At 69.5% G+C, this 24,253-nt stretch carries 21 protein-coding genes; 13 read left to right on the forward strand and 8 right to left on the reverse strand.

The annotated features are described in order from the left end of the window. Positions 1-34: 34 nt before the first annotated feature. The 3 genes from AB0I98_RS10300 to AB0I98_RS10310 are packed head-to-tail and all read right to left on the reverse strand — an operon-like array spanning position 35 to position 4,202. The gene (locus AB0I98_RS10300; protein ID WP_362938199.1) at positions 35-1,726 is read right to left on the reverse strand and encodes a thiamine pyrophosphate-binding protein; all 1,692 of its coding nucleotides are present in this window, start codon (positions 1,724-1,726) and stop codon (positions 35-37) included. After that, the gene (speB, locus tag AB0I98_RS10305; RefSeq protein WP_362938202.1) at positions 1,723-2,691 is read right to left on the reverse strand and encodes an agmatinase; all 969 of its coding nucleotides are present in this window, start codon (positions 2,689-2,691) and stop codon (positions 1,723-1,725) included. The genes AB0I98_RS10300 and speB overlap by 4 nt, the downstream gene beginning before the upstream one ends. Positions 2,692-2,747: 56 nt before the next feature. Next, positions 2,748-4,202, reverse strand: coding sequence for a sodium:solute symporter (locus AB0I98_RS10310; protein ID WP_362938205.1), 1,455 nt, complete (start codon positions 4,200-4,202; stop codon positions 2,748-2,750). A gap of 122 nt (positions 4,203-4,324) precedes the next feature. Between AB0I98_RS10310 and AB0I98_RS10315 the strand changes: the two genes are divergently transcribed. Together AB0I98_RS10315 and AB0I98_RS10320 are read left to right on the forward strand one after the other, a co-directional pair. After that, positions 4,325-6,004 (forward strand): helix-turn-helix domain-containing protein, encoded by a 1,680-nt coding sequence (locus tag AB0I98_RS10315; RefSeq protein ID WP_362938208.1) that lies wholly within the window; start codon positions 4,325-4,327, stop codon positions 6,002-6,004. Between the two features lie 66 nt (positions 6,005-6,070). Further along, positions 6,071-6,859 carry a phosphatase gene (locus tag AB0I98_RS10320; protein ID WP_362938211.1) on the forward strand — a complete coding sequence of 263 codons (789 nt, stop codon included), beginning with the start codon at positions 6,071-6,073 and terminating at the stop codon, positions 6,857-6,859. On the opposite strand, the gene AB0I98_RS10325 is transcribed toward AB0I98_RS10320, so the two are convergent. The 4 genes from AB0I98_RS10325 to AB0I98_RS10340 all read right to left on the reverse strand — a co-directional run bounded on the left by AB0I98_RS10325 (position 6,852) and on the right by AB0I98_RS10340 (position 9,708). Next, the gene (locus tag AB0I98_RS10325) at positions 6,852-7,721 is read right to left on the reverse strand and encodes an acyl-CoA thioesterase II (RefSeq protein WP_362938214.1); all 870 of its coding nucleotides are present in this window, start codon (positions 7,719-7,721) and stop codon (positions 6,852-6,854) included. The two genes, AB0I98_RS10320 and AB0I98_RS10325, sit on opposite strands and share 8 nt — an antisense overlap. 35 nt (positions 7,722-7,756) lie before the next feature. Next, on the reverse strand, positions 7,757-8,914 hold the full coding sequence (locus tag AB0I98_RS10330; RefSeq protein ID WP_210576800.1) for an acyl-CoA dehydrogenase family protein: 1,158 nt from the start codon (positions 8,912-8,914) through the stop codon (positions 7,757-7,759). A gap of 194 nt (positions 8,915-9,108) precedes the next feature. Next, a complete protein-coding gene (locus AB0I98_RS10335; protein WP_362938217.1) occupies positions 9,109-9,462 on the reverse strand; it encodes a hypothetical protein in 354 nt (117 codons plus the stop codon). A gap of 9 nt (positions 9,463-9,471) precedes the next feature. Further along, a complete protein-coding gene (locus AB0I98_RS10340) occupies positions 9,472-9,708 on the reverse strand; it encodes a hypothetical protein (RefSeq protein WP_362938220.1) in 237 nt (78 codons plus the stop codon). 439 nt (positions 9,709-10,147) lie between these two features. Here AB0I98_RS10340 and AB0I98_RS10345 point away from each other — a divergent pair, with 439 nt between their 5' ends. Further along, entirely contained in the window at positions 10,148-10,399 is a 252-nt protein-coding gene (locus AB0I98_RS10345) for a hypothetical protein (RefSeq protein WP_362938223.1), read from the forward strand. Between the two features lie 47 nt (positions 10,400-10,446). Here AB0I98_RS10345 and AB0I98_RS10350 read toward each other — a convergent pair whose 3' ends face one another. Continuing rightward, the gene (locus AB0I98_RS10350; RefSeq protein WP_362938226.1) at positions 10,447-11,040 is read right to left on the reverse strand and encodes a TetR/AcrR family transcriptional regulator; all 594 of its coding nucleotides are present in this window, start codon (positions 11,038-11,040) and stop codon (positions 10,447-10,449) included. Positions 11,041-11,126: 86 nt separating this feature from the next. On the opposite strand from AB0I98_RS10350, the gene AB0I98_RS10355 reads away from it, so the two are divergent. The 10 genes from AB0I98_RS10355 to AB0I98_RS10400 all read left to right on the forward strand — a co-directional run bounded on the left by AB0I98_RS10355 (position 11,127) and on the right by AB0I98_RS10400 (position 24,128). After that, positions 11,127-12,743, forward strand: coding sequence for a carboxyl transferase domain-containing protein (locus tag AB0I98_RS10355; protein ID WP_362938229.1), 1,617 nt, complete (start codon positions 11,127-11,129; stop codon positions 12,741-12,743). Between the two features lie 29 nt (positions 12,744-12,772). Continuing rightward, a complete protein-coding gene (locus AB0I98_RS10360; RefSeq protein ID WP_362938357.1) occupies positions 12,773-14,689 on the forward strand; it encodes a biotin carboxylase N-terminal domain-containing protein in 1,917 nt (638 codons plus the stop codon). Then, positions 14,686-15,642 (forward strand): hydroxymethylglutaryl-CoA lyase, encoded by a 957-nt coding sequence (locus AB0I98_RS10365; RefSeq protein WP_362938232.1) that lies wholly within the window; start codon positions 14,686-14,688, stop codon positions 15,640-15,642. Before AB0I98_RS10360 ends, AB0I98_RS10365 begins: the two co-directional genes overlap by 4 nt. A 6-nt stretch (positions 15,643-15,648) precedes the next feature. Next, positions 15,649-16,809: an acyl-CoA dehydrogenase family protein gene (locus AB0I98_RS10370; protein ID WP_362938235.1), complete on the forward strand. Its 1,161-nt coding sequence runs from the start codon at positions 15,649-15,651 to the stop codon at positions 16,807-16,809. 133 nt (positions 16,810-16,942) lie between these two features. After that, entirely contained in the window at positions 16,943-17,989 is a 1,047-nt protein-coding gene (locus tag AB0I98_RS10375; RefSeq protein ID WP_362938238.1) for an ABC transporter substrate-binding protein, read from the forward strand. 140 nt (positions 17,990-18,129) lie between these two features. Then, complete coding sequence (locus AB0I98_RS10380; protein WP_362938241.1) at positions 18,130-18,975, forward strand: siderophore-interacting protein; 846 nt, start codon at positions 18,130-18,132, stop codon at positions 18,973-18,975. A gap of 153 nt (positions 18,976-19,128) precedes the next feature. After that, complete coding sequence (gene desA, locus AB0I98_RS10385; RefSeq protein WP_362938244.1) at positions 19,129-20,571, forward strand: lysine decarboxylase DesA; 1,443 nt, start codon at positions 19,129-19,131, stop codon at positions 20,569-20,571. Beyond that, positions 20,555-21,832 carry a lysine N(6)-hydroxylase/L-ornithine N(5)-oxygenase family protein gene (locus AB0I98_RS10390; protein WP_362938247.1) on the forward strand — a complete coding sequence of 426 codons (1,278 nt, stop codon included), beginning with the start codon at positions 20,555-20,557 and terminating at the stop codon, positions 21,830-21,832. The genes desA and AB0I98_RS10390 overlap by 17 nt, the downstream gene beginning before the upstream one ends. Beyond that, positions 21,829-22,362: a GNAT family N-acetyltransferase gene (locus AB0I98_RS10395; protein ID WP_362938250.1), complete on the forward strand. Its 534-nt coding sequence runs from the start codon at positions 21,829-21,831 to the stop codon at positions 22,360-22,362. Before AB0I98_RS10390 ends, AB0I98_RS10395 begins: the two co-directional genes overlap by 4 nt. Next, on the forward strand, positions 22,359-24,128 hold the full coding sequence (locus tag AB0I98_RS10400) for an IucA/IucC family siderophore biosynthesis protein (protein ID WP_362938253.1): 1,770 nt from the start codon (positions 22,359-22,361) through the stop codon (positions 24,126-24,128). Before AB0I98_RS10395 ends, AB0I98_RS10400 begins: the two co-directional genes overlap by 4 nt. Positions 24,129-24,253: the final 125 nt, after the last annotated feature.

Below are 24,253 nucleotides of genomic sequence, written 5' to 3' on the forward strand. Positions count from 1 at the left end.
CCGTGAAGGTCACCGCGAACAGCCGATCGGGTGATCAGTCCGAGCCCAGGTGGGTCGGCGCAAACATGCGCAGCACTGCCGGCAAAACGACCACCGACGGCCCCGGTGCGGCCAGCGCCTTCGCCAGGTCCGTCTCCAGGGTCTCGGGGGACGTACGAACCCCCGGGACCCCGAAGGACTCCGCCAGCGCCACATAGTCCGGCCGCGTCAGTTCCGTCGCCGTCGCCTCCCCGAAGGCGTCGGTCATGTACTCGCGCAGGATGCCGTAACCGCCGTCGTCGACGATCAGCCAGGTGACCGGCAGGTCGTACTGCTTGGCCGTCGCCAGCTCGGCGATCGAGTACAGCGCGCCTCCGTCACCCGACACCGCCAGCACCGGATGTGAAGGGTCCGCCGCCGCAGCGCCCAGCGCCGCCGGGAAGCTGTAGCCGAGGCCGCCGGCGCCCTGGGCGGAGTGCAGGAGGTTGGGGCCCTTGGCGTCGAAGGCGGACCAGGCCCAGTAGGCCAGGATCGTCATGTCCCAGAAGGACGGGGAGTCGGCGGGCAGGGCCCTGCGGACGGAGGCCAGCACGTTCTGTTCCAGGGTGAGTTCCTGGGCGGCGATGCGCTCGGAAACCTTCGCCAGGACCGCCCGCACCCGCTCCGGCGCCGACGGGTCCGGCCGCTCCTCCACCGTCTCCAGCAGCGCCTGCAACGCCAGTCGCGCGTCCGCGTGGATGCCCAGTGCCGGGTGGTTGGACTCCAGCTTGCCGAGGTCGGCCTCGATCTGGACGACCCGGCCGCGCGGCTTGAACGTGTGGTAGTTGGACGACACTTCGCCCAGACCCGAGCCGACCACCAGCAGAACGTCCGCGTCCTCCAGGAAGTCCGTGGTGTGCCGGTCCTCGATCCACGACTGGAGCGAGAGCGGGTGCTTCCAGGGGAACGCGCCCTTGCCGCCGGGCGTGGTGACCACCGGCGCCTGCAGCATCTCGGCGAGCCGACGGAGTTTGCCCGAGGCGTCCGACCGTACGACTCCCCCGCCCGCGATGATCGCCGGGCGGGCCGCCTGCGACAGCAAGTCGGCTGCCACCGCCGTCAATTCGGGGCGCGGCGGCAGCTCGTCGGGGAAGGCGTCGCCGCCCGTCACGACCGGGATCGAGGTCTGCGCCAGTAGCACGTCCTGCGGGATCTCCACCCACACCGGGCCGTGCGGGGCCGTCAGCGCCGACTTCCAGGCCGCCTCGATGGCGGAGGGGATCTGTGACTGCGTACGGACGGTGTGGACGGACTTGACCACGCCCCTGAACGAGGCCGCCTGGTCCGGGAGTTCATGCAGATAGCCGTGGCGTCCGCCGCCCAGCCCCGCCGTCGGGATCTGGCTGCTGATCGCCAGGACGGGCGCCGAGGCCGCCGCCGCCTCCTGGAGCGCCGCCAGCGACGTCAGCGCGCCCGGTCCCGTCGACAGCAGCAGCGGCGCCGCCTCGCCCGTGATCCGGCCGTACGCGTCGGCCGCGAACCCGGCGTTGTTCTCCACCCGCAGCCCGATGTACCGCAGGTCACTGCGCCGCAGTGCGTCGAACATGCCGAGGGCGTGCTGGCCGGGCAGCCCGAACACCGTCGTGGTGCCGAGCGCCGCCAGCGTCTCCACGACCAGGTCTCCGCCGTTGCGGCCGGGGGGAGGATTCAGCGCGGCCGAGATCTGCGCCTCGGTCGGACGGAGCACCAGGTCGTGGTCGTGAGTCACTGCGCGCGGGCCTCTGCAATCTGGCGGGACATGATCGTGGTCAGTTCGTACGCCGTGTGGGACGCGGCCACCGACGTGATCTCGGCGTGATCGTACGCGGGGGCCACCTCGACGACATCCGCCGAGACCAGGTTGCAGGACGCCAGACCCCGCAGGATCTCAAGGAGCTCCCTCGACGTCATGCCGCCCGCCTCCGGTGTCCCCGTGCCGGGCGCGTGTGCCGGGTCCAGGCAGTCGATGTCGATGGAGATGTACAGCGGGCGGTCACCGATGCGCTGGCGCAGCTGGTCGGCGACCTCGTCGACACCGCGCCGCATCACATCGGCGGACGTCACGATGCCGAAGCCGAGCTTGGCGTCGTCGTCCAGGTCCTGCTTGCCGTACAGCGGCCCGCGCGTACCGACGTGGGAGAGGGCGGAGGTGTCCAGGATCCCCTCCTCCACCGCCCGCCGGAACGGCGTCCCGTGCGTGTACTCGGCGCCGAAGTACGTGTCCCAGGTGTCGAGGTGCGCGTCGAAGTGCAGCAGCGCCACCGGGCCGTGCTTCTTGGCCACGGAGCGGAGCAGCGGGAGCGCGATGGTGTGGTCGCCGCCGAGGGTCATCAGCCGGGTCCCCGTCCCCAGCAGCTCGTCCGCCGCCGCCTCGACCGTCTCCACGGCCTCGTTGATGTTGAACGGGTTCACCGCGATGTCCCCGCCGTCCGCGACCTGCGCCAGCGCGAAGGGGGACGCGTCCTGCGCCGGGTTGTACGGGCGCAGCAGCCGGGACGCCTCGCGGATCGCATTGCCGCCGAAGCGGGCGCCCGGCCGGTACGAGACGCCCGAGTCGAACGGCACGCCGACCACGGCGACATCGGCACGGCCGACCTCGTCGAGCCGCGGCAGCCGGGCGAAGGTCGCGGGTCCGGCGTACCGCGGGATGCGGGAGGAGTCGACGGGGCCGCGGGGCGTCTCGGTGCTGCTCATCGGGAAATGCCTTCTTTCTCACGCTTCATCGCGTATGTACTACTTGCCATACGACTTTACTGGTGCGCCGGGACCGGCTCCGACCGGGGTTCGGCCGCCCGCCCGGCGAGCCGCTCGCGCCAGGCTTCGAGTACGGCCGCGTCGGTCGCCGGAGTCGCCAGGGATACGACGACATAGGTGGCCAGCGAGGACAGCAGCCCGTAGTAGATGGGCTCGTTGGCGAGGATGCCGTACGTCGCCATCAGGCCGATGACGGCGAGACCGCCGACGGCGACGGAGGCGAGCGCGCCCTGGGCGGTGCCCCGCTTCCACAGCAGTCCGCCGAGGATCGGCACGAGGAGTCCGCCGACGAGCAGGTTGTACGCCACCGTCAGCGCCTCGACGACGTTGTTGAGCGCGATGGCCGTACCGATCACCGCAAGGCCCATGATGAGGATGAAGGCGCGGTTGTCCTTGACCTCGTCGCGCTCACCGCCCGTGATCTTCCCCCGCAGCCGCGACCAGATGTCGTTGTTGGCGACGGTGGCACAGGCGATCAGCGCGCCGGAGGACGTCGACATGACGGCCGCGAGCGCGGCGGCCAGCACCAACCCCCGTACGCCCACCGGGAGTTCGTCCTTCACGATGGTCGCGAAGGCGTCGTCCGCGCTCCCCAGCTTCGGGTACAGCACCTTGGCCGCCGTACCGATGACGGCGCCCGCGAGGGCGTACGCGAGGCAGTACGTGCCCGCGACCGTGCCACCCCACTTCGCCGTCCTGTCGCTGCGGGCCGTGAACACGCGCTGCCAGATGTCCTGACCGATGAGCATGCCGAAGGTGTAGATCAGCACGTAGGTGAAGATCGTCTCGCCGCCGATGCCCAGCGGGTCGAAGTACTCGGTGGGCAGCTGCGCCTTCATCTCGCTGAACCCGCCCGCCTTGACGACGGCGATGGGCAGCAGGAGCAGCAGCACGCCGATCGTCTTCACCACGAACTGCACCATGTCCGTCAGCGTGATCGACCACATGCCGCCGAGCGTCGAGTACGCGACGACGATCGAGCCGCCGAGGATGATCGCGATGGTGCGGTTCATGTCGAAGAGGACGTCGAAGATCGTGGCGTACGCGATCGTCGAGGTGACCGCGAGCATGAGGGTGTACGCCCACATGACGACACCGGAGATGACGCCGGCTCGGCCGCCGTAGCGCAGGTCGAGCATCTCGGAGACGGTGTAGACCTTGAGGCGGGCGATGCGGGCGGAGAAGAAGACGGAGAGGGCGAGGAGTCCGAGGCCGATGGTGAAGACCATCCAGGCGCCGGAGAGCCCGTACTGGTAACCCAGCCCGACGCCCCCGATGGTGGACGCGCCGCCGAGGACGATCGCGGCCATGGTGCCGGAGTACATGGTCGGGCCGAGACGGCGGCCCGCGACCAGGAACTCGCTCTTGGACTTGGCGCGGCGCATGCCCCACCAGCCCATGGCCAGCATGCCGACCAGATAGACGACGATCACTGCGTAGTCGATGGCCACAGGGCCCTCCTTCGGTCGGTAGCGCCGGCGGGTGCTGACGACCGACCCTAGGTGGCCGGGAAGCGACTGCGAAGTGTACGTTTCATCCATTCGAGGTGCCCCGAGTAGAGGAAGCGCACACCATGCCGGAACCCTCTGTTCCCCCCACGCCACCCGTGCCCCTCGCGTCCCTCCTGGCCCGCGAGGACCTCGCCCTGCGCCAGATCGCCGGGCCCACCGATCCGGACATCGTCATCCACTGGGCGCACACCTCGGAGATGGCGGACCCGTACCCGTATCTGCTGGGCGGCGAGCTGCTGCTGACGGCCGGCGTACACATCCCTGACGCGGCGGGCTCGGGCACGTACTTCGACGACTACGTCTCCCGGATCGTCGCGGCGGGCGGCGCGGCCCTCGGTTTCGGGCTCGCCCCGGTCCATGACACCGTGCCGCGGGCGCTGGTCGCGGCCTGCGAGGCGTACGAGCTGCCGCTGGTCGAGGTCCCGCCGCAGACCACCTTCTCCGGTGTCGCCCGCGCCGTCTGGCAGCTCATGGCCCAGGCCCGCCTCGCGGAGCTGCGCCGGGTGACGGAGGCCCAGCAGAGCCTGGCCGCCGCGGCCTCCCGCCCCGACCCGGTGCCGTCGGTACTGCGGCAACTGGCCCAGCGGGTCGGCGGACGAGCGGTGCTGTTCGGGCCGGACGGCGGGGAGATCGCGGCGGCGGGGCGGGCACCCGAGGGCGAGACGAAGGGGGCGCTGGCGGATCTGGCGGGGGTGGTGCGGCCGACGGACGCGGCGGCGAGGCGGGGCGGGCGCGGCGCGACGGCCGCCGCGGACCGCACGTCCGCAGGCCACCCGGCCGATGAGCCCAGCGGGCCGGCACCAGCCACCCGCCCACCCGCAGGCCCCTTCCGCCCCGCCTCCGCCGCCGTTTCCGGCCGGGCGGCACAAGGCGACCGCCCACCCGCCGCCCGACCGGCCCCGGCCGGCACCGTCCGCCCCACCTCCGCCACCGACACCGTCGCCGGCACCCACCTCGCCGCCTACGCCCTCGGCGCCGGACAGGGCTTCGTGCTGGGCATCGCGGCCCCGCAGCGCGACCCCGGTGACCACACCATCGCCTCCGTCGCCGCCGTGCTGCTCACCCTCCTCACCGGCGAGCACCACAGCGGCGCGGGCGCGGCCCGGTCCTCCGCGCTGGTACGGATGCTGCTGGGCGCCCCGCCCGAGGAGGTCGCGCCGCTGCTGGGGCCTGTGTCGGAGGTGGCGCCTGCCGACCGGTGGCTGGTCGTGCATGCGCGGCCGGACGCGCAGCGCCCCGACGCCATGGCGGCCTCGGCGCTGGGCGCGGCGCTCGGTTCGCCGTTGGTGGACCTCGCGGCGGATGTCGTACGCGTGCTCGTGCCCCTGCGTGAGATCGAGCCGCAGCCGGGCTGGACGCTCGGCGTCAGCGCGCCCGCCGCGCCGCAGGAGTGGCCGTCGGCCGACACACAGGCGGCCCGCGCTCTGGCACGCGCGCGTGCCACCCGCGCGGCCCTGGTCCGGCACGGCGCCCGCCCCGGTCTCGCCGAACTCCTCCCGCGGGAAGAGGCGGAGGCGCACGCCCGCGCGCTCCTGGCTCCCGTCGCGACCACTCCGGCCCTCACCGAGACCCTGCGCACCTGGCTTTCGCTGCACGGGAGTTGGGACCGTACGGCCGTCGCACTGTCCGTGCACCGCAACACCGTGCGGCAGCGGATCGCCCGGTGCGCGGCGTTGTTGGGCGCCGACCTGGACGATCCCGACGTACGCATGGAGTTGTGGTTCGCGCTGCGGAACGGGTGAGTGACGCGTGTCCCAGCGGGCGGGACGCCGGGTGTTCGCCCTGCGGTCTGCCTCACAATGGTTCCCATGCCGATATCCGGGACCCCCAGCCGCGCCGAGCTCGTCGACCACCTCGTGAAGACCCGTATCGCGGGCGACGTGGCCACGCCTCGCGAGAACAACCTCTCCCACTACCGCAAGCTGGCCAACGGCGACCGGCACTACTGGCTCGGCCTCGAGCTCGGCGAGCGCTGGACGGACGAGCAGGACGTGCTCGCGGTGATGACCGAGCGGGTGGGAGTGAACGACGACCCGGAGTACCGGCACGGCCAGGACACCATCGACCCCGAGCTGACGGTCGACGCCCTGGAGCGGATGGCGGCCCGGCTGCGCAAGGCGGCCGACGGCGAGCAGCGGGTGCTGTTCGCCACCGGCCATCCCGGCGGACTGCTCGACGTGCACCGCGCGACGGCCGCCGCGCTGCGCACGGCCGGCTGCGAGATCGTCGTGATCCCGGACGGGTTGCAGACGGACGAGGGATACGTCATGCAGTTCGCGGACGTGGCGATGCTGGAGCACGGCGCCACGCTGTGGCACACGCACTCCGGCGCCCCGATGCGCGCCATCCTCACCGCCCTGGAGCAGGAGGGCCGCCCGCTGCCCGACCTGGTCGTCGCCGACCACGGCTGGGCCGGATACGCCGCCCAACACAGCGTCGACTCTGTCGGATACGCGGACTCCAACGACCCGGCCCTCTTCCTCGCCGAGTCGGAAGGCACCCTCCAGGTGGCGGTCCCCCTCGACGACCACGTCCTCAGCCCGCGGTACTACGACCCGCTGACGGCGTATCTGCTGGCCGAGGCGGGGCTCACCTAGGCCGGGGGGCGCGCACCACGCCCTCCTGGATCACCGATATCGCGAGCTGTCCGTCCTGCGTGTAGATGCGGGCCTGGCCGAGACCCCGGCCGCCGTGCGCCGACGGGGACTCCTGGTCGTACAGGAGCCATTCGTCGGCGCGGAAGGGCCGGTGGAACCACATCGCATGGTCCAGGGAGGCCCCGACGACGTCCCCGACCGCCCATCCCCCGCGCCCGTGCGCGAGGAGGACGGAGTCGAGGAGGGTCATGTCGGAGACGTAGGTGGCAAGGACGACGTGCAAGAGCGGGTCGTCGGCCAGTTTGCCGTTGGTGCGGAACCAGACCTGGGAGTGCGGCTCGCGGGGCTCGCCGTAGCGGCCGTACGGCGGGTCGTCGACGTAGCGCAGATCTACGGCGGCCCGCGCCTCCAGCATCTTCTCGACGACCTCGGGGGCGAGGTCGTACGCCGGCAGCCGTTCCTCGGCGGTGGGGAGGGTGGCCGGGTCGGGGGCGGGCGGCATCGGGGTCTGGTGCTCGAAGCCTTCCTCGTATTTCTGGAAGGAGGCCGAGAGCGCGAAGATCGGCTGTCCGTGCTGGATCGCGACCACGCGGCGCGCGGTGAAGGAACGGCCGTCGTTCATACGGTCGACGTTGTAGACGATGGGGGCGCCCGCGTCGCCGATGCGCAGGAAGTACGCGTGGAGGGAGTGGGCGAAACGGTCCTCGGGAACCGTACGCCCGGCGGCGACGAGCGCCTGGGCCGCGACCTGTCCGCCGAAGACGCGTGGGACGACGGCGGAGCGGGACTGGCCGCGGAAGATGTTCTCCTCGATCTGCTCGATGTCGAGCAGATCGAGGAGACCCTGTAGTGCCTGGTTCATGGCACCTTTTCTACTGGCCGGTAATTTCGAGAACCTTACAGGCCCATGTCCTTCGCGATGATCGACTTCATGATCTCGCTGGTCCCGCCGTAGATGCGGTTCACGCGGTTGTCCGCGTACAGGCGGGCGATCGGGTACTCGTTCATGAACCCGTAGCCGCCGTGCAGTTGGAGGCAGCGGTCGATCACGCGGTGCGCGACCTCGGTGCAGAACAGCTTGGCGCTGGCGGCCTCGGCCGGGGTCAGCTCACCGGCGTCGAGGGCCTCGAGGGCGCGGTCGGCGACGGCCTCCGCCGCGTCCACCTCGGCCTGGCAGGCGGCCAGTTCGAACTTGGTGTTCTGGAAGGAGGCGACGGTCTTGCCGAAGACGGTGCGGTCCTGGACGTACTCCTTGGCGAACCGGACGGCCGCCTTGGCCTGGGCGTAGGCGCCGAAGGCGATGCCCCAGCGCTCGGACGCCAGGTTGTGGCCGAGGTAGTAGAAGCCCTTGTTCTCCTCGCCGAGCAGGTCCTCGACGGGCACCTTGACGTCGACGAACGCCAGCTCGGCGGTGTCGGACGTCTTCAGCCCGAGCTTGTCGAGCTTCCGGCCGACCGAGTAGCCCTCGGACTTGGTGTCCACGGCGAAGAGGGAGATACCGAAGCGGCGGTCCTCGGCGGTGGGCGCGGACGTCCGGGCGCAGACGATCACGCGGTCGGCGTGGACGCCACCCGTGATGAAGGTCTTGGCGCCATTGAGGACGTAGTGCGTGCCGTCCTCGCTGAGCTTGGCGGTGGTCTTCATACCGGCGAGGTCGGACCCCGTCCCCGGCTCGGTCATGGCCAGCGCCCACATCTCCTCACCGGAGACGAACTTCGGCAGGAACCGCTTCTTCTGCTCGTCGGTGGCGAGCATCTTGATGTACGGCAGACCGAGCAGCACGTGCACACCGGAGCCGCCGAACTGCACACCCGCGCGGGCCGTCTCCTCGTACATCACGGCCTCGAACTTGTACGAGTCGATGCCGGCGCCGCCGAACTCCTCGTCCACGCGGATACCGAAGACGCCCAGCTCGGCCAGCTTGTAGTAGAAGTCGCGCGGCGCCTGACCAGCCGCGAACCACTCGTCGTAGACCGGCACGACCTCGGCCTCGATGAAGGCGCGAAGGGTCTCCCGGAACGCCTCGTGATCCTCGTTGAACACCGTACGGCGCACGCCGTCCTCCTCCACCGGTACATGTCTAAGCGCTTGCTCATTCAAGGTACCGGCGAGTAGGACGCGGCGTCCAGAGAGGGCTGGGGGTAACGCTCGTCACGCCGGGGGGCGGGTGGGGGCGCGCACGGGGCCGGATCCGCATGGCCCGTCTTGGTATGCCGCTCGTGCTGCTGCGTGTGTTGTCGGTCACCTCTTCAGTTCCTTCCCAAGCTGATGATGATGAGAGTTAGCGTGGGCAGTGCGGTGGCCGCGGCGCTCAGTAGCCAGTACGCATGGGGTGACAGCGCCGTCCTGCGCCGGAAAGGACGGTTGGCCAGCCACCAGACGAGCCCGAACAGGGTGAGGATCGGTGTGGCGACCATGAACCAGGGCAGCATGCCGTCGTTCTCGGTGGGTTCGTGCTCGGTCCAGCCCAGGTCGGCAAGGGGCCAGTTCGACGCGAAGTACCACAACAGGAACGCGGGCACCACGGCTGGGATCCCCAGCAAGATGTTGACGACCAGGGGGAGACTCCGCCGGAGCCAAGGGTGTGCGGTGCTCGTCTTCATTCGGTCTCACTAGCCGCGCGACAGCATGTTGTAGTTCTCCAGCACGTTGTACAGGCCGATCAGCTCACGGCCGTACTTCGCGGCGTTGTCGTTGGTGCCGTTGTACCGGGCCAGCAGGGCCTGGGTCTGGGCCGGGGTGGTGGTGAGGCCCGGCCGGGGTGCGCTGATCTGGTAGGCGTTGTAGATCGTCAGGTACGCCACCGAGCGGATGTTGTACGTCGGCTCCTCGTTGAGCTGCTTCCACACCGTGGGTATGTCGTCGTCCGTGAGCGGCGAGCCATTGATGATGCCCTGCTCCCGGCAGACGGGAAGCTCTACGTCTACCGGGGTGACGGCTACGGCAGCGTCGACGTCTCCCAGCGCATGACCATGCGGCTGCCGGACGACGGACCCGATCCGGCCACGTTCACCCAGATGATCACCGGCGACTACAACCTGGACCAGCGGCCCGACTGTTCGTCACCACCGGCGGCGGTTTCTGGATCCTCACCGGCTACACCGGGGCGACGTTCTCCAAGGCCACGCAGGTCGCCGCCACGTCCTGGGCCGAGCGCGACCTCGTCTCCGTCGGCGACCACAACGCGGACGGCGCGCCGGACTTCGCCTACCGATCCGAATCCTCGGACCGACTGCTCCTCTGCCATGGCATCAAGCACACGGAGAACGGCGGATCCACCCTTGCCTCGTGTCCACGGCCGCCGGTTCCCTGAACGGCGCGGACACCGTCTATGCCGAGGGCTGGAGCGAGGGCAGCACACCCGTCACGCACCTGTACGGCACCCCGGACGTCAACGGGGACGGCACCCCCGACATCTGGGCCCTCGGCTCCGACGGGAGCATCGCCCTGTACGCGGGGGGCAAGAACGCCATCGGCGCCGCCATCACGGTGCAGGCCGCAGCCAGTGAGTGGGGCACGAACGAGCTGGCCTTCGGCTGAGTCGAGGCGCCCGTCGCACGCCGATCGTCAGGCCTGCGCCGGGCGCCTCACTCCGCCCCCGCCGCCCCGAACGCCCCCCGGGCCATCCGGTGCAGCAGTTCCGCCGTGGCCGCGCGTCCCGGGAGGGAGCCCGGGCGGCCCAGGTGTGGGGTCGAGTTGAGGAGGCCGAAGACCGAGTGGACGGCTGAGCGGGCCGTCGGTTCGGTGAGGGCGGGGTAGACCTTGCGCACCACCTCGACCCACAGCTCGACGTACTGCCGCTGCAGCTGTCGTACGAGCTTGCGGTCGCTGTCGCGGAGGCGGTCCAGCTCGCGGTCGTGCAGGGTGATGAGGGGGCGGTCGTCGAGGGCGAAGTCGATGTGGCCCTCGATGAGGGAGTCGAGGAGCGCGTCGGGGTTGCCGTCCGTCTCGGCGACCCTGCGCTTCCCGCCCGTCAGCAGCTGGCCGCTGATGCCGACGAGCAGCTCGGCGAGCATCGCGTCCTTGCCCGCGAAGTGCCGGTAGAGGCCGGGGCCGCTGATGCCCACCGCAGCGCCTATCTCGTCGACTCCGACCCCGTGGAAGCCGCGCTCGGCGAAGAGCCGGGCCGCTTCCTTGAGGATCTGCTCACGGCGGGTGGGGGCGTCGGTTCTGGTGGCCATGAAACCAATTCTAGACAGGGAGGTTAGCGGTCGTTAACCTGGAGGAAATGCGTTAACGCTCATTAACAAGGTGAGGGGACCGCAGGATGCAACAGGCACCGGAGCTCCACAGCGCGGCAGACCCCGCGTCGGAGGCCTGGCGGGCCAATGAGGCGGCACAGCTGGCGCTCGTCGAAGAGCTGCGCGGCAAGCTCGCCGCCGCCCGGCTCGGCGGCGGCGAGAAGGCCCGCGCACGACACTGCGCACGCGGCAAGCTGCTGCCCCGCGACCGGGTCGACACCCTCCTCGACCCCGGCTCGCCCTTCCTGGAACTGGCCCCGCTCGCGGCCGACGGGATGTACGACGGACAGGCCCCGGCGGCCGGTGTCATCGCCGGGATCGGGCGGGTCGGCGGGCGCGAGTGCGTGATCGTCGCCAATGACGCCACCGTGAAGGGGGGCACGTACTACCCCATCACCGTGAAGAAGCATCTGCGGGCGCAGGAAGTCGCCCTGGAGAATCGGCTGCCTTGCCTCTATCTGGTGGACTCCGGCGGGGCCTTCCTTCCCATGCAGGACGAGGTCTTCCCCGACCGTGAGCACTTCGGGCGGATCTTCTACAACCAGGCCCGGATGTCGGCGGCGCGCATCCCGCAGATCGCGGCCGTGCTGGGGTCGTGCACGGCCGGTGGGGCTTACGTCCCCGCGATGAGCGACGAGGCCGTGATCGTCCGCAATCAGGGCACCATCTTTCTCGGCGGGCCCCCGCTCGTGAAGGCCGCCACCGGCGAGGTCGTCACCGCGGAGGAGCTCGGCGGCGGCGAGGTCCACGCGCGCGTGTCCGGCGTGACCGACCACCTCGCGGAGGACGACGCGCACGCGCTGCGGATCGTCCGCAATATCGTCGCCACGCTTCCCGCGCGCGGGCCGCTGCCCTGGGACGTGGTGCCCGCCGTGGAGCCGAAGGTCGACCCGTACGGGCTGTACGGCGCCGTGCCGGCCGACCCCCGCACTCCGTACGACGTCCGCGAGATCATCGCGCGCATCACCGACGGCTCGCGCTTCTCCGAGTTCAAGTCCGAGTTCGGGCAGACCCTGGTCACCGGCTTCGCCCGGATCCACGGCCACCCGGTCGGCATCGTCGCCAACAACGGCATCCTGTTCTCCGAGTCCGCCCAGAAGGGCGCCCACTTCATCGAGCTGTGCGACCAGCGCGGGATCCCGCTGGTGTTCCTGCAGAACATCTCCGGGTTCATGGTCGGCCGGGACTACGAGGCCGGGGGCATCGCCAAGCACGGCGCCAAGATGGTGACGGCGGTCGCCACCACGCGCGTGCCGAAGCTGACGGTCGTGGTGGGCGGGTCGTACGGCGCGGGCAACTACTCGATGTGCGGCCGGGCCTACTCCCCCCGCTTCCTGTGGATGTGGCCCGGCGCCAAGATCTCCGTCATGGGCGGCGAGCAGGCCGCCTCCGTCCTCGCCACCGTCAAGCGTGACCAGCTGGAGGCCCGCGGGGAGTCCTGGCCCGAGGACGAGGAGGAGGACTTCAAGGCGCCGATCCGTGCGCAGTACGAGCGTCAGGGGAACGCTTATTACGCCACCGCCCGGCTCTGGGACGACGGCGTCATCGACCCGCTGGAGACCCGTCAGGTGCTGGGCCTGGCCCTGACCGCGTGCGCCAATGCGCCCCTGGGTGATCCCCAGTTCGGCGTCTTCCGGATGTGAGGGACCTTACGACCATGTCCGACACGATCATGTTCGACACCGTGCTTGTGGCCAACCGGGGCGAGATCGCCGTCCGGGTCATCCGCACGCTGCGCACGCTGGGCGTCCGCTCGGTCGCCGTCTTCTCCGACGCGGACGCCGACGCCCGGCACGTCCGGGAGGCCGACACGGCCGTACGGATCGGTCCCGCCCCGGCGGCACAGAGCTATCTGTCCGTGGAGCGCATCCTGGAGGCCGCCGCCCGCACCGGCGCCCAGGCGGTCCACCCCGGGTACGGCTTCCTCGCCGAGAACACCGCGTTCGCGCGCGCGTGCGCCGAGGCGGGCCTGGCCTTCATCGGGCCGCCCGCCGAGGCGATCTCCCTCATGGGCGACAAGATCCGGGCGAAGGAGACGGTGCAGGCGGCCGGGGTACCGGTGGTGCCCGGCGGCCGCGACCCCGAACTCACCTACGCCGCCCACACGTTGGGCGCCCCCGTGCTGCTGAAGCCCAGCGCCGGCGGTGGCGGCAAGGGCATGCGCCTGGTGCGCGACCTGGCCGTGCTGGACGAGGAGATCGCGGCGGCCCGGCGCGAGGCCGCGGCCTCCTTCGGCGACGACACGCTCCTCGTCGAGCGGTGGATCGACCGCCCCCGGCACATCGAGATCCAGGTCCTGGCGGACGCCCACGGGAACGTGATCCACCTGGGCGAGCGCGAGTGCTCTCTCCAGCGCCGCCACCAGAAGATCATCGAGGAGGCCCCTTCAGTCCTGCTCGACGAGGCCACGCGCGCGTCCATGGGCGAGGCGGCGGTCCAGGCGGCCCGTTCCTGCGGTTACGTCGGCGCGGGCACGGTCGAGTTCATCGTCCCGGGCGTCGATCCGTCGTCGTACTACTTCATGGAGATGAACACCCGCCTCCAGGTGGAGCACCCGGTGACCGAGCTGATCACGGGCCTTGACCTGGTGGAGTGGCAGCTGCGGGTGGCGGCGGGAGAGCGACTGCCGTTCACACAGGACGAGATCCGGCTGACCGGCCACGCGGTCGAGGCCCGCGTCTGCGCCGAGGACCCATCGCGCGGGTTCCTGCCGTCCGGCGGCACGGTCCTACAACTGCGCGAGCCCCAGGGCAACGGCGTCCGCACCGACTCCGGGCTCAGCGAGGGCACCGAGGTCGGCAGCCTGTACGACCCGATGCTGTCCAAGGTGATCGCGTACGGCCCCGACCGCGCGACCGCGCTCAGGAAGCTCCGGGCCGCCCTCGGGGAGACGGTGACGCTGGGCGTGCAGACGAACGCGGGGTTCCTGCGGCGGCTGCTGGCCCATCCGGCGGTGGTCGAGGGCGAGTTGGACACGGGCCTGGTCGAACGGGTGGTGGCCGACCTCGTCTCCACCGACGTACCCGAAGAGGTCTACGAGGCGGCAGCGGCCGTACGCCTGGAAGCGCTGCGGCCGCACGGGAACGGCTGGACCGACCCGTTCTCGGTGCCGAGCGGCTGGCGGCTGGGCGGGGAAGCCAAGCAGGTCGGCTTCCACCTCCGGGTGCACGACCCCGTGGAGTACGTCCCGCGCGGCACGCACACCGTCACCGATGACGAGGTGTCGGTGCTGCTGGACGGCGTCCGGCACACGTTCCACCGAGCCGCCGACTGGATCGGCCGCGACGGCGACGCCTGGCACGTCCGTGACCACGACCCGGTCGCCGCCTCGCTCACCCGGGCCGCGCACTCCGGTGCCGACTCGCTCACCGCGCCGATGCCGGGCACGGTCACGGTCGTGAAGGTGGCCGTCGGTGACGAGGTGGCCGCCGGTCAGAGTCTGCTGGTCGTCGAGGCGATGAAGATGGAACACGTCATCTCCGCCCCGCACGCCGGCACGGTCGCCGAGCTGGATGTGGCACCGGGCACGACGGTCGCCATGGACCAGGTACTGGCGGTCGTCGCACCGCACGAGGAGGCGGAGGAATGACGGTTCAGGGACTCCCCATGGCCGTACCGGCCCAGGGTCTGCCCACCCGGGTGCGGATCCACGAGGTCGGCGCACGCGACGGACTGCAGAACGAGAAGTCGACCGTGCCGACCGAGATCAAGGCGGAGTTCATCCGCCGGCTGGCCGACTCGGGCCTGACGACGATCGAGGCGACCAGCTTCGTCCACCCCAAGTGGGTGCCTCAACTCGCGGACGCGGAAGAGCTGTTCCCGGCCGTGAGCGGGCTGCCGGTCGCACTCCCGGTGCTCGTGCCGAACGAACGCGGACTGGACCGGGCGCTGTCCCTCGGCGCCACCCGCGTCGCCGTCTTCGCCAGCGCCACCGAGTCCTTCGCCAAGGCCAACCTCAACCGGACGCTCGACGAGGCGCTGGCCATGTTCGAGCCGGTGGTCGCGCGGGCGAAGGCCGAGCAGGTCCACGTACGCGGCTATCTGTCGATGTGCTTCGGCGACCCGTGGGAGGGCCCGGTCCCCGTCCACCAGGTCGTGCACGTCGCCAGGGCCCTGCTGGACATGGGCTGCGACGAGCTGAGCCTCGGCGACACGATCGGCGTGGCGACCCCGGGCCATGTCCTCGAACTGCTCAGGGCACTCAATGAACAGCACGTCCTGACCAGCGCGTTGGGCGTGCACTTCCACGACACGTACGGCCAGGCGCTGGCCAACACCCTGGCCGCGCTGCAACACGGCGTCACCACCGTCGACGCCTCGGCGGGCGGCCTCGGCGGCTGCCCGTACGCCAAGTCCGCCACCGGCAATCTCGCCACCGAAGACCTCGTGTGGATGCTCCAAGGACTCGGCATCGACACCGGAGTCAACCTCGGCCGTCTCGTCGCCACCAGCGTCTGGATGGCCGCCCACCTGGGCCGACCCAGCCCGTCCCGCGCCGTCCGCGCACTCGGTACCACACCACAGCCCCACAAGGAGCAGTGATCTGCCATGGACCACCGCCTGTCCCCCGAACTCGAAGAACTCCGGCGTACGGTCGAGCAGTTCGCGCACGACGTGGTCGCCCCCAAGATCGGCGAGTTCTACGAGCACCATGAATTCCCGTACGAGATCGTCCGCGAGATGGGCCGCATGGGCCTGTTCGGGCTGCCGTTCCCGGAGGAGTACGGCGGTATGGGCGGCGACTATCTGGCGCTGGGCATCGCCCTGGAGGAACTCGCCCGCGTGGACTCCTCGGTGGCCATCACCCTGGAGGCCGGCGTCTCGCTCGGCGCGATGCCGATCCACCTCTTCGGCACCGAGGAGCAGAAGCGCGAGTGGCTCCCCCGCCTGTGCACCGGCGAAATCCTCGGCGCCTTCGGCCTGACCGAGCCGGACGGCGGCAGCGACGCGGGCGCGACGCAGACGACGGCCCGGCTGGACGCCGAGACGGACGAGTGGGTGATCAACGGCACGAAGTGCTTCATCACCAACTCCGGTACGGACATCACGGGCCTGGTGACGGTCACGGCGGTGACGGGCCGCAAGCCGGACGGCAGGCCGCTGATCTCCGCGATCATCGTCCCGTCGGGAACCCCGGGCTTCACGGTCGCCCCGCCCTACTCGAAGGTCGGCTGGAACGCCTCCGACACCCGCGAGCTGTCCTTCTCCGACGTCCGCGTTCCGGCCGCGAACCTGCTGGGCGAACAGGGCCGCGGCTACGCCCAGTTCCTGCACATCCTCGACGAAGGCCGTATCGCCATCGCGGCCCTCGCGACGGGCCTGGCCCAGGGCTGCGTGGACGAGTCCCTGAAGTACGCGAAGGAACGCCATGCCTTCGGCCGCCCGATCGGCGCCAACCAGGCGATCCAGTTCAAGCTCGCCGACATGGAGATGAAGGCCCACACCTCCCGCCTGGCCTGGCGTGACGCGGCCTCCCGCCTGGTCGCCGGCGAACCCTTCAAGAAGGAGGCGGCCCTGGCCAAGCTCTACTCGTCGACGATCGCGGTGGACAACGCCCGTGAGGCGACCCAGATCCACGGCGGCTACGGCTTCATGAACGAATACCCGGTGGCACGCATGTGGCGCGACTCGAAGATCCTGGAGATCGGTGAGGGCACCAGTGAGGTCCAACGGATGCTGATCGCCCGGGAGTTGGGGCTGACGAGCTGAAACCGCAGGTCACAGGGTTCGCACAGGCTTCGGACCGGGGGCGACCCATCCCCTGGACAAGTAGTGAGGTTAGGCTAACCTACGTTCGAACTTGTCCGGCGGGCGCTTCGCCCCGTTCGAAAGCAGTCACACCATGTCCAACGCCAGAGCCACCCACTTCACCCGCCGTGGCATCCTCGCCGCCGGTGGCGCCCTCGGCCTCGGTGCCGCGCTCGCAGCCTGCGGAGACGACGACGCGAAGAGCGGTGGCTCTGAGTCGACGGCCTCCGCGAAGGCTACCGGCCCCTGGTCGTTCAAGGACGACCGCGGTACGACCGTGAAGCTGGACGAAGTCCCCACGAAGATCGTCGCCTTCACCGGTGTCGCCGCCGCCCTCTACGACTACGGCATCGAGGTCAAGGGCGTCTTCGGCCCGACCAAGACCAAGGCCGGCAAGGCGGATGTGCAGGCCGGCGACATGGACGTCAGCAAGCTGACGGTCTTCGGCAACGTCTGGGACGCGTTCAACGTCGAGCAGTACGCCGCCTTCCAGCCCGACGTCCTCATCTCCACGACCTTCGACAGCGCCGGCACCCTCTGGTACGTCCCCGAGGCGTCCAAGGACAAGATCGCCAAGCTCGCGCCGAGCGCCGCCATCTCCGTCTACGACCGGCAGCTGACCAAGCCGCTGGGGCGCATGTGGGAGCTGGCCGAGTCGCTCGGCGCCGACATGACGGCCGACAAGGCCGTCCAGTCCAAGAAGAAGTTCGAGGACGCGGCCGCCCGGCTGCGCGCGGCGGCCAAGGCCAAGCCCGACATCAAGGTGATGGCCGGTTCCGCCAGCGCGGACCTCTTCTACGTGTCCGGCACCAACTTCTCCATCGACCTTGAGTACTTCAAGGCTCTCGGCGTGAACTTCGTCGAGCCCCCGGAGAAGGCGAAGGAGGCGACCGGTGGCTGGTTCGAGAGTCTCAGCTGGGAGAACGTCGACAAGTACGGGGCGGACGTCATCATGATGGACGACCGGTCCTCGACGGTTCAGCCGGCCGACATCACTGAGGGCACGTGGAAGCAGTTGCCGGCGGTTAAGGCCGGGCAGGTCATCGCTCGGTCGCCGGAGCCGATTCTGTCTTACGACAAGTGCACGCCGTTGCTTGAGAATCTCGCTGAGGCTCTTGAGAAGGCGAAGAAGGTCAGCTGATCAACGGGGCTTGATGTTGTGGGTGAGCTGCGGGCCGGTGGGGGCTGGTCGCGCCCACGCGGCGGTAGCCGCAAATCGACACAGCCCCGCGCCCCTAAAAACAGGCAAGCTCCCCCGCCCCCCTTTCAGGAGCAACCCCAATGGCTACCGCCGTCGTCGCCCCGTTCCGGTTCTTCTCCCTGCGTGTCGTACGGACTCTGCGGCTCGGGCCGTCTCTGGTCCGGGTCACCTTTGCCGGGGACGAGTTGCGGGATTTCCACTCCAACGGGCGTGACCAGTCGCTGTCGTTGTTTCTGCCGCACCCGGGACAGACCGAGCCTGCCGTGCCCATCGAGCTCGGGGATGGCTGGTGGCAGGGGTGGCGGGAACTGCCGGATGACGTGCGGGCGGTGATGCGGTCCTACACGTTGCGGGCGTTGCGCCGGGAGCCCGACGAGATCGATATCGACTTTGTGCTGCACGGGGTCGAGCCGGGCGCCGCTGTGCCTGCCGGGCCGGCCTCGCGGTGGGCCTCGCAGGCCTGTGCTGGGAATCGTGTGCTGTTGCTCGGGCCGGCTGTCGCCGACAACCGGGCCATTCGTTTCCGGCCGCCCGCCGACACGGATCTGGTGGTGATCTGGGGCGACGAGACCGCCGTACCGGCCGTCTCCGCCATCGTCGAGTCGCTGCCAGCCGGCACCCGTGCCCGGGTCTGGCTGGAGGTGCACCATGCCGGTGACATCCAGGACCTGGTGACGGAGGCGGACGCGGACATCACGTGGCTCGTACGCGCCGAGGGGTCCCCCATGGCCCTCGACGCCGTGCGGGCCGACCAACTCCCGCCCGCCGAGCGGCCGTACGTCTGGATCGCGGGTGAGTCCGGCTGCGTGAAGCAGCTGCGCCGGCATTTTGTGGGCGAGCGCGGGATCGACCGCCGCCGGGTCACGTTCGTGGGCTACTGGCGGCAGGGTCTGACCGAGGAACAGCTGCGCGAGCGCGGCGAGTAGTGAGACAGCGACAGAAGTGACCACCGTCACGGGCGGGGTTGGATTTCTCATGCGCTAAATTCGATGAAGTTAGGTTAGCCTTACCAAAGTTGAAGTACAGATTCCGCTTCTTCCTGCCCCGCCGACGGATCGTCCCCACCGGAGGACCCCCACATGCGCTCGCACCTGCTCAATGACACGACCGCGGAGCGGTATCGCAGCTCCGTGACCGAAGGAATCGAGCGGGTGGCGGCCAAACTCGCCACCACCGACCGTCCGTTCACCGGCATCACGGTCGACGCCCTCGCCCCCCGTATCGACGCGATCGACCTCGACCGGCCGCTGCACGACACCGCCGCGGTCCTCGACGAACTGGAGGACGTCTACCTCCGGGACGCGATCTACTTCCACCACCCCCGCTATCTCGCCCACCTCAACTGCCCGGTCGTCATCCCGGCCGTGCTCGGCGAGGCGGTCCTCTCCGCCGTCAACTCCTCCCTGGACACCTGGGACCAGTCGGCAGGCGGCACCCTCATCGAGCGCAAGCTCATCGACTGGACGACCGCCCGAATAGGCCTCGGCGAGAACGCCGACGGTGTCTTCACCTCCGGCGGCACGCAGTCCAACCTCCAGGCGCTCCTACTCGCCCGCGAGGAGGCCAAGTCCGACTCCTTCGCCAAACTGCGTATCTTCGCCTCCGAGGTCAGCCACTTCAGCGTGAAGAAGTCCGCGAAACTGCTGGGCCTCGGCCAGGACTCCGTCGTGTCCATCCCCGTCGACCACGACAAGCGGATGCAGACCGTCGCGCTCGCCCATGAGCTGGAGCGCTGCAAGAAGGACGGCCTGGTCCCCATGGCCGTCGTCGCCACCGCCGGCACCACCGACTTCGGCTCCATCGACCCGCTGCCCGAGATCGCCGAACTGTGCGAGCAGTACGGCACCTGGATGCACGTCGACGCCGCGTACGGCTGCGGACTCCTCGCGTCGATCAAGTACCGCGACCGCATCGACGGCATCGAGCGCGCCGACTCCGTCACCGTCGACTACCACAAGTCCTTCTTCCAGCCGGTGAGTTCATCGGCCGTGCTGGTCCGCGACGCCGCCACGCTGCGGCACGCCACCTACCACGCGGAATACCTCAACCCGCGCCGGATGGTGCAGGAGCGCATACCCAACCAGGTCGACAAGTCCCTGCAGACCACCCGCCGCTTCGACGCGCTCAAGCTGTGGATGACGCTGCGGACGATGGGCGCCGACGGGATCGGCCAGCTCTTCGACGAGGTCTGCGACCTGGCCGTAGAAGGCTGGCAGCTGCTCGCCGCCGATCCGCGCTTCGACGTGGTCGTGGAGCCGTCGCTCTCCACCCTCGTCTTCCGCTACATCCCGGCCGCCGTCACCGACCCCGCCGAGATCGACCGGGCCAACCTGTACGCCCGCAAGGCCCTGTTCGCCTCCGGTGACGCGGTGGTCGCGGGCACCAAGGTCGGCGGCCGCCACTACCTGAAGTTCACCCTGCTCAACCCCGAGACGCAGGCATCCGACATCGCCGCCGTCCTCGATCTGATCGCCGGCCACGCCGAGCAGTACCTGGGAGAGACCGTTGTCCGCGCTTCCTGAAGCCTCTGAAAAGACCCTCGACTTCGTCGGGATAGGCCTCGGCCCCTTCAATCTCGGCCTGGCCTGTCTGACCGAGCCGATCGACGAACTCGACGGCGTCTTCCTGGAGTCGAAGCCGAACTTCGAGTGGCACGCGGGCATGTTCCTGGACGGCGCCCATCTCCAGACCCCGTTCATGTCGGACCTGGTCACCCTCGCCGACCCGACGTCGCCGTACTCCTTCCTCAACTACCTCAAAGAGCAGGGGCGGTTGTACTCGTTCTACATCCGCGAGAATTTCTACCCCCTGCGGGTCGAGTACGACGACTACTGCCGCTGGGCCGCCAACAAACTCAGCAGCGTCCGCTTCAGCACGACGGTGACGGAAGTGACGTACGAGGACGAGCTGTACGTCGTACGCACCACCAAGAACGAGACCTTCCGCGCCCGCCACCTGGTCCTCGGCACCGGCACCTCGCCGTACTACCCCGAGGCGGTGCGCGGCCTGGGCGGCGACTTCTTCCACAACTCCCGCTACATGCAGAACAAGGCGGAGCTGCAGAAGAAGGAGTCGATCACGCTCATCGGCTCCGGCCAGTCCGCCGCGGAGATCTACTACGACCTCCTCAGCGAGATCGACGTCCACGGCTACCGGCTGAACTGGGTGACCCGCTCCCCGCGCTTCTTCCCGCTGGAGTACACCAAGCTCACGCTGGAGATGACGTCGCCGGAGTACATCGACTACTTCCGCGAGCTCCCCGAGGCCACCCGCTACCGCCTCACGGCCCAGCAGAAGGGCCTGTTCAAGGGCATCGACGGCGACCTGATCAACGAGATCTTCGATCTGCTCTACCAGAAGAACCTCGGCGGCCCGGTGCCCACGCGTCTGCTCACCAACTCCGCGCTGAACGGCGCGCGGTACGAGAACGGCACGTACAGCCTCTCCTTCCGCCAGGAGGAGCAGGACAAGGAGTACGAGATCGAGTCCCAGGGCCTGGTCCTGGCCACCGGCTACCACTACGCCGAGCCGGAGTTCCTGAAGCCCGTGCGCGACCGGCTGGTCTACGACTCGCAGGGCAACTTCGACGTCGCCCGCAACTACTCGATCGACACGACCGGCCGGGGCGTCTTCCTGCAGAACGCCGGCGTCCACACCCACAGCATCACCAGCCCCGACCTGGGCATGGGCGCGTACCGCAACAGCTACATCATCCGTGAGCTGCTCGGCAGCGAGTACTACCCGGTCGAGAAGACCATCGCGTTCCAGGAGTTCGCCGTATGAGCCCCCTGACCTTCACCTTCCGCCCGCTCGACCCCCTCAACGACGCCGAGCTGCTGCACACCTGGGTCACGCATCCCAAGGCGTCCTACTGGATGATGCAGGACGCGAAGTTGCAGGACGTCGAGCGCGCCTACATGGAGATCGCGGCCGACGAGCACCATCACGCCCTGCTCGGGCTGCGGGACGGCGAACCGGCCTTCCTCATGGAGTACTACGACCCCGCGCACCGTGAACTGGTCGGCCTGTACGACCCGCAGCCCGGCGACGTCGGCATGCACTTCCTGGTGCCGGCGACCGACCGGCCCGTGCACGGCTTCACCCGGGCCGTCATCACCGCCGTGATGGCCCACCTCTTCGAGGACCCGCGCACCGCCCGCGTCGTCGTCGAGCCGGACATCGCCAACAAGGCCGTCCACGCCCTGAACGAAGCCGTCGGGTTCATCCCCGAGCGGGAGATACAGAAGCCGGAGAAGAAGGCGTTGCTGAGTTTCTGCACACGCGACCACTTCGAGAAGGCGGTGCACGGATGACCCTCGCCGACGCCACGGCCCACCTCTCCCCCGAGCGCTGGGAGCGGGCAAACCGCCTCCTCATCCGCAAGGCGCTCGCCGAGTTCGCGCACGAGCGGCTGATCACCCCCGAGAAGGACGGTGACCAGTACGTCGTCCGCAGCGACGACGGCCTGACCCGGTACACCTTCACGGCATTGGTCCGCGCCCTCGACCACTGGCAAGTGGACGCCGACTCCATCTCCCGTCGCCGCGACGGCGCCGAACTCCCCCTCGCCGCCCTCGACTTCTTCATCGAGCTGAAGAAGTCACTCGGCCTGAGCGACGAGGTCCTGCCGGTCTACCTGGAGGAGATCTCCTCCACCCTCTCCGGCACCTGCTACAAGCTCACCAAGCCGCAGACGACCTCCGCCGAGCTGGCGAAAAGCGGCTTCCAGGCCATCGAGACCGGCATGACCGAGGGCCACCCCTGCTTCGTCGCCAACAACGGCCGGCTCGGCTTCGGCATCCACGAGTACCTCTCGTACGCCCCCGAGACCGCGAGCCCGGTCCGCCTGATCTGGCTCGCGGCCCACCGCTCGCGCGCCGCGTTCACGGCCGGTGTCGGCATCGAGTACGAGTCCTTCGTACGGCAGGAGCTGGGCGAGGAGACCGTCGAGCGCTTCTACGACGTCCTGCGCGACCAGCACCTCGACCCCGCCGACTACCTCCTCATCCCCGTCCACCCCTGGCAGTGGTGGAACAAGCTGACGGTGACCTTCGCCGCCGAGGTCGCCCAGAAGCACCTGGTCTGCCTCGGCGAGGGCGACGACGAGTACCTGGCCCAGCAGTCCATCCGCACCTTCTTCAACAGCACCACCCCCGAGAAGCACTACGTCAAAACTGCCCTCTCGGTCCTCAACATGGGCTTCATGCGCGGACTCTCGGCCGCCTACATGGAGGCCACCCCCGCCATCAACGACTGGCTCGCCCAGCTCATCGACAACGACCCGGTCCTCAAGTCCACCGGCCTGTCGATCATCCGCGAACGCGCCGCCGTAGGCTACCGGCACCTCGAGTACGAAAAGGCGACGGACCGCTACTCGCCGTACCGCAAGATGCTGGCGGCCCTGTGGCGCGAAAGCCCGGTCGCGTCCCTTCAGGAAGGCGAGTCCCTGGCCACCATGGCCTCCCTCGTCCACGTCGACCACGAGGGCACGTCCGTCGCGGGCGCCCTGATCGCCCAGTCGGGCCTGACCCCGACGGAATGGCTGCGCCGCTACCTGCGGGCGTACTTCACCCCGCTCCTCCACAGCTTCTACGCCTACGACCTGGTGTTCATGCCCCACGGCGAGAACGTCATCCTCGTCCTCAAGGACGGCGTCGTAGAACGCGCGATCTACAAGGACATCGCCGAGGAGATCGCCGTCATGGACCCGGAGGCAGTCCTGCCGCCGACGGTCGAGCGACTGCGGGTGGAGGTCCCGGAGGAGAAGAAACTCCTCTCCATCTTCACGGACGTCTTCGACTGCTTCTTCCGCTTCCTCGCCGCGAACCTCGCGGCCGAGGGAATCCTGGAGGAGGACGCCTTCTGGCGCACGGTCGCCGAAGTCACCCGCGACTACCAGCACTCGGTGCCCGAACTCGCCGACAAATTCAACCAGTACGACATGTTCGCCCCCGAGTTCGCCCTCTCCTGCCTCAACCGCCTCCAACTCCGCAACAACAAGCAGATGGTGGACTTGGCGGACCCGGCGGGCGCACTCCAGCTGATCGGCAACCTGAAGAACCCCATCGCAGGGCTGTAAAGCCCTCCACAGACAGGCGGGCGCCTCGGAGTACGGTCCTCCGAGGCGCCCGTCTTCAGGGGCGCGGGGCTGTGACATATGCGGCTCCGCCGCGTGGGCGCGACCAGCCCCCCACCGACCTGCAG

Origin of the sequence: Streptomyces sp. NPDC050211 (assembly GCF_040656035.1) — a bacterium.
In the GTDB taxonomy this organism is placed as follows: Bacteria; Actinomycetota; Actinomycetes; order Streptomycetales; family Streptomycetaceae; genus Streptomyces.

Excerpts from the sequence above, each read along its gene's own strand:
- AB0I98_RS10320 (WP_362938211.1), top strand. The coding sequence starts at position 6,071 with ATGCCGATATCCGGGACCCCCAGCCGCGCCGAGCTCGTCGACCACCTC.
- AB0I98_RS10355 (WP_362938229.1), top strand. The coding sequence starts at position 11,127 with ATGCAACAGGCACCGGAGCTCCACAGCGCGGCAGACCCCGCGTCGGAG.
- desA (WP_362938244.1), top strand. The coding sequence starts at position 19,129 with ATGCGCTCGCACCTGCTCAATGACACGACCGCGGAGCGGTATCGCAGC.
- AB0I98_RS10350 (WP_362938226.1), bottom strand. The coding sequence starts at position 11,040 with ATGGCCACCAGAACCGACGCCCCCACCCGCCGTGAGCAGATCCTCAAG.
- AB0I98_RS10400 (WP_362938253.1), top strand. The coding sequence starts at position 22,359 with ATGACCCTCGCCGACGCCACGGCCCACCTCTCCCCCGAGCGCTGGGAG.
- AB0I98_RS10375 (WP_362938238.1), top strand. The coding sequence starts at position 16,943 with ATGTCCAACGCCAGAGCCACCCACTTCACCCGCCGTGGCATCCTCGCC.
- speB (WP_362938202.1), bottom strand. The coding sequence starts at position 2,691 with ATGAGCAGCACCGAGACGCCCCGCGGCCCCGTCGACTCCTCCCGCATC.
- AB0I98_RS10395 (WP_362938250.1), top strand. The coding sequence starts at position 21,829 with ATGAGCCCCCTGACCTTCACCTTCCGCCCGCTCGACCCCCTCAACGAC.
- AB0I98_RS10380 (WP_362938241.1), top strand. The coding sequence starts at position 18,130 with ATGGCTACCGCCGTCGTCGCCCCGTTCCGGTTCTTCTCCCTGCGTGTC.
- AB0I98_RS10365 (WP_362938232.1), top strand. The coding sequence starts at position 14,686 with ATGACGGTTCAGGGACTCCCCATGGCCGTACCGGCCCAGGGTCTGCCC.
- AB0I98_RS10325 (WP_362938214.1), bottom strand. The coding sequence starts at position 7,721 with ATGAACCAGGCACTACAGGGTCTCCTCGATCTGCTCGACATCGAGCAG.
- AB0I98_RS10370 (WP_362938235.1), top strand. The coding sequence starts at position 15,649 with ATGGACCACCGCCTGTCCCCCGAACTCGAAGAACTCCGGCGTACGGTC.
- AB0I98_RS10360 (WP_362938357.1), top strand. The coding sequence starts at position 12,773 with ATGTTCGACACCGTGCTTGTGGCCAACCGGGGCGAGATCGCCGTCCGG.
- AB0I98_RS10315 (WP_362938208.1), top strand. The coding sequence starts at position 4,325 with ATGCCGGAACCCTCTGTTCCCCCCACGCCACCCGTGCCCCTCGCGTCC.
- AB0I98_RS10335 (WP_362938217.1), bottom strand. The coding sequence starts at position 9,462 with ATGAAGACGAGCACCGCACACCCTTGGCTCCGGCGGAGTCTCCCCCTG.